General features: G+C 69.1%; 3 protein-coding genes. 1 reads left to right on the forward strand and 2 read right to left on the reverse strand.

Annotated elements, in window-relative coordinates; genetic code table 11:
• Positions 1-165 precede the first annotated feature (165 nt).
• Entirely contained in the window at positions 166-1,074 is a 909-nt protein-coding gene (locus ACPXCB_RS31440; RefSeq protein ID WP_425879743.1) for a tyrosine-type recombinase/integrase, read from the reverse strand.
• Positions 1,075-1,217: 143 nt separating this feature from the next.
• Positions 1,218-2,381, reverse strand: a complete 1,164-nt coding sequence (locus tag ACPXCB_RS31445; protein WP_425879744.1) for a magnesium transporter MgtE N-terminal domain-containing protein — start codon at positions 2,379-2,381, stop codon at positions 1,218-1,220.
• 226 nt (positions 2,382-2,607) lie between these two features.
• Between ACPXCB_RS31445 and ACPXCB_RS31450 the strand changes: the two genes are divergently transcribed.
• Complete coding sequence (locus ACPXCB_RS31450; RefSeq protein WP_425879746.1) at positions 2,608-2,802, forward strand: hypothetical protein; 195 nt, start codon at positions 2,608-2,610, stop codon at positions 2,800-2,802.
• Positions 2,803-4,380 lie beyond the last annotated feature (1,578 nt).

Here is a 4,380-nt window from a genome sequence, read left to right on the forward strand (position 1 = left end):
CCCCCCCCCCCCCCCCCCCCCCCCCCCCCCCCCCCCCCCCCCCCCCCCCCCCCCCCCCCCCCCCCCCCCCCCCCCCGCCCCCCCCCCCCCCCCCCCCCCCCCCCCCCCCCCCCCCCCCCCCCCCCCCCCCCCCCCCCCCCCCCCCCCCCGCTTCTCTTGGCGGAACTAGTCGAAGATGCGCTCAACGACGGCGGCCTGCTCGGCGGCGCCGGCGCGGAAGTAGCGGGCGGTGGTGTCGAGAGAGGCGTGACCGAGCAGGGCTTGGACCTGGGCCGGGTCGGCGCCGCCTTGGCGGAGCCGGGTGGCGTAGGTGTGACGGAGCCGGTGCGGTCGCAGGCCGGGCAGGCCAGCGTCGGCGCCTGTGGCCAGGACGACTTGGGCGATGCCGGAGTCGCTGAGCGGGCCGCGTTGGCCGGTCCACAACGGTCCCGGCTCGGCGCCGCGGTGGCGGATCCAGGCGGTGAGCCGCTCGCGTGCGCGCGCCGGGACGGGCACGTGGCGGACCTCGTCGCCCTTGCCGTGCAGGCGGATCGTGCCGGTGCGGGCGGTGATGGCGAGGTCGTCGACGTCGAGGCGGGCGCACTCCTGGGCGCGGGCGCCGGTGTAGAGCAGCAGGGCGATGATGGCGGCGTCGCGGACGCCGCGGCGGTCGGCGGCCCGCTCAAGCGCGCCCTGCTCCTTCGGGGTGAGCGCGTCCGGTTCGCCGGGGCGGGGCACGCGAGCCCGCTTGACCTTCAGCCGCAGGCCGGCGCCAGTCTCGTAGAGCAGGTCGACGGCGGCGAGGGCCTGGTTGACGGTGGACGGGCTGGCCTTGGCGGCGATGAGGTGCCGGCGCCAAGCAGTAACGGCGGCCTCGGCGCCGACCTGGTCAACGAAGGCGTCCGGATGGTCGCCAGCGTGGGCGGTGAGCCATACGCCGTACGCGCGGGCGCGGGCCCGGTACGCCTTCGTGGTGTTGGCGGACAGGGCGCACCGGTCGAGGTGCCGGTGCAGCGCCACGAGGGCCCGGTTCACCGCCGCCTCCGGGTGAGCGGGGCGCAGCGGTACGACCTTCGCGGTCGCGGTGCGGGCCATCCGGTCCACCGTCCTTCTTATCCACTGAGTTTGGGCCGGACTTTCAGCCACGTCTCAAAGACGTTATCCGCTGAGATGGCAAGAGTACTCAGCGGATAAGAAACATTATCCACTAAGAATGGGCTCTTGCCGATCAAGCTGGGTTACCGTCGGAAAGCGGCTTGCCGGATCTGGACCAAGGACTCCTGGGTCAGCCTGCCCCCGAGGTGCCGCAGCCAGTCATGCGCCACCTCGGACGGTGCCCGGGCCAGCAGCCGCACGAGTCGCTCTTCGCCGAGGGCTTGAAGAACCCGGATCGCAACCCTCGCCAGGTGCGGCAGGGCCGGATGAAACACTGAGGGATGGAGATGGTCGACCATCTCGACGAAAGCCGGCCCCGAGATGCTGTCGAGCCAGGCCGCCGCCTGCTCTGGTTTCACTGCCGCCACCACCCGCCCCGCAAAAGCGGGGGACGCGACGGTGAGCCACTGCGGGGCGTCCGCCGACCGCTTGGTGAGGAACTCAACTGCGTCGTCGAAAGGCACGCGCGCTAGGAACTGCACGACCTTCTCGGGTCCCACCCCGCTCTGGCCCAAGACGGTGATCCAGTCCGGCATCTCGGCGAAGATCGCCGGCGCGGCTTCGGCGGGCAGGCACGTGAAGATCTGAGTGCGCTGGTCGTACCTGATCCTCAATATCAGCTCTGCTGCGGCGGAAGGTGCCATGGCGGTCAAGGCCGCGGCGGCGGCGGTGGGCCGCATCGCGGCCAGGATCTCGCCCCCGACCTTGTCGTCCATGTCCGTCAGGACCTCGACGGTCCGCTCGACGGGTATCACGTCGAGCCGGCGAGCGGCGTCCGATGCGGGCATGTCGGCCAGTTGCTCCACCACATCCTCGAGAGGAAGCTCCTGCACCAAAGCGGCACCCCGCTGCACGTTGACGACGGCGATGCGGGTGCTCCCTGCGGCCCGGGTCGGCGCCGATGCGACGGCACGGCTCGCCGAGGTATTCGGGCGGTCGAGCAGCCCTTGCCTGTGAAGCTCGGCGCGGCGCCATGCGTCGCGCCACGGCTCAACGTCGCTGACGTCGAGGGCCCGCAGGAGCGCCATCAGCACGGTCAGCCGTGGTAGACCGCGCTTCCCGCTCAGCGCGTCCTGGGCCGTGGAGTGCGGCAGCGACCTAGGCTCGCACTTGTCCGCTCGGCTGGCCAGCTCGCGCATCGACGGTCTGCCGCAATGGATGTGCAGGACTCGCAGCTCGCGGACCAGGTCGGCTAGGGTGGTGACGGACGCGGGGTTCGGCGCTTCGATTCCGAGCGCTTCACTCATTTGCAGAGCCCTCCGATCCCATCCGACCATGTACGACAGTGTCCGACGCTGTCCGACAGTGTCCGACGTTCTCGCATCGTCCGACAGTGTAGGAGCTCGCCCGAGTCGCTCCGGCCCTGTCCGTGCCCCTTCTCCTCCGGTTGCCAGCGATCTTTCCTGGAGGTGCGGCCCGCGTTCCTGCGGTTCGCCGGCGATCGCCGCAGCAACAACCGGAAGCGAAGAAACGATGGACCTGCTCGACCCGGACCTACTCCTGCGAGATCTCGTGCACGGCGGCATCCGCGCCGCCATCGCCGCCTTGATCACCCGGCTCCTGGGCGGTTACCGGCCCACTGATGGCGTCCGGGGATCTGGCGCCCGCAGCGACCAGGACGAGGGCGAGCGCCGGTCCGACCGGCCCGCGCCCAAGCGCCCGAGTTGACCAGCCGAAGCAGTTGGTGTCCGAGAACCCGTGATCGCCTTGTTGGCCACACCGACTTTCCGGACGGGTTTCTTGGACGGCTCGGAGCGGCACGAACGGCAGCATTTGATCTTGTGCGGGAACCGATCGTTTCTCGAACAGCCGCTGGCGACCCTCCCGCTAGATCAACTCCTTAGCGTTTGGGCTGGAAGCTACGGGCGGGCCGCCACGGCGGTCATCATCCCGGGCGGCGCCGCGCCGCGCGGGCGGCGGCATCCGCCGCCCTTGCACGCCTGCACCCCGCCGATGGACGCTCACCCTCGACCAGCGCCGGCTCTTCGGACGATGCCAGCGATCGAGGTGGAAACCTTGGCTCGCCGTCGGTGAAGACCGTCCCGACTGGCTCGTTACGGGCTACATCTCCCGGACGGCGAACGCGCCTCGCACCAGGCTCAGCGAGGCCGACAAGTGGGGCCTGCGGCTTAGCAGGGGCTAGCTCGGGCGCCGGCTCACGATGAGGAGCGATCGTTCCCACCACGGCATACAGCGCCCATGCCTCCAGAAGCGCTGATTACCTTCGGTAGCGATGAGTCGTCACGGCTTCTTGACCTTGATCATCTCCTCGCCCAACCTAGGGTTCAGAAGTTGTTTATTTAAGCGTCGACGGGTTCGCGCGAGCCAGCTCAGTGAGTGGCGGAAAAGACGGTCCATATGAGATTCTGTGCGTGGCGAGAACACCGGTTGAATCGCCACTCCAACCACAACTACCAGCACTCCAGGAGACCTACTTGGCACTACCGAACGCACCAACCGATCCCCAGGGACCCAACTCACGAGACGGCGAGCAGGAGGCACTAGCCACCCTTGGCTGCGCATCTGCCCTGCTGGAGGTGGCCAACAGCCTTAGTGAGACGTCCACGGCCTGGACCCCCATCCTGGCAGGGGTGGGGGCCCTGACCGTGGCCAGAATCCTGATCACGCTCTGGCAGGAGCGTAACCGCCGCTGATTCTGACCTAACTTCTAACTAGTTTTTCAGGGAGCCGCTCCAGGGGAGCGGCTCCCTGCTTTTATATCATACAAACTAGAGATGCAGAAGAGGCCAGCCAAGCGTGACCCCAAATTTAGCCGCTCTCGAAAATGGCACGCCAACTCTCTTGCAATTAATTTAGACACAAAGGCGCACACCTTCTTTCGTTCGGTCGTTTTTGGTCAAGTTCTTGTGGCTTGGGTTCGAGCGTCTGGCGTTGGCGGGGGGCGGGGCATGAGGCCGGGGCGGGGCATGAGGCCGGGGCGGGCCGGGGCATGAGGCCGGGGCACGGGGCATGAGGCCGGGGCACGGGGCATGAGGCCGGGGCATGAGGCCGGGGCACGGGGCATGAGGCCGGGGCGGGCCGGGGCATGAGGCCGAGGCGACTGCTCACGGATCGACCGCTCGCCGACTGACCGACCTGACCGTTGACTGCCCGACCGACCTGACCGTTGACCGACTGACCTGACCGACTGACCGACTGACCTGACCGTTGACCGACTGACCTGACCGACTGACCTGACCGACTGACCGACTCCCTCGCCGGCTGACCGACTGCCGGACCGCCCGG

This window comes from Micromonospora sp. DT62 (assembly GCF_049847285.1).
Lineage (GTDB): Bacteria > Actinomycetota > Actinomycetes > Mycobacteriales > Micromonosporaceae > Micromonospora > Micromonospora reichwaldensis.

Excerpts from the sequence above, each read along its gene's own strand:
- ACPXCB_RS31450 (WP_425879746.1), top strand. The coding sequence starts at position 2,608 with ATGGACCTGCTCGACCCGGACCTACTCCTGCGAGATCTCGTGCACGGC.
- ACPXCB_RS31445 (WP_425879744.1), bottom strand. The coding sequence starts at position 2,381 with ATGAGTGAAGCGCTCGGAATCGAAGCGCCGAACCCCGCGTCCGTCACC.
- ACPXCB_RS31440 (WP_425879743.1), bottom strand. The coding sequence starts at position 1,074 with ATGGCCCGCACCGCGACCGCGAAGGTCGTACCGCTGCGCCCCGCTCAC.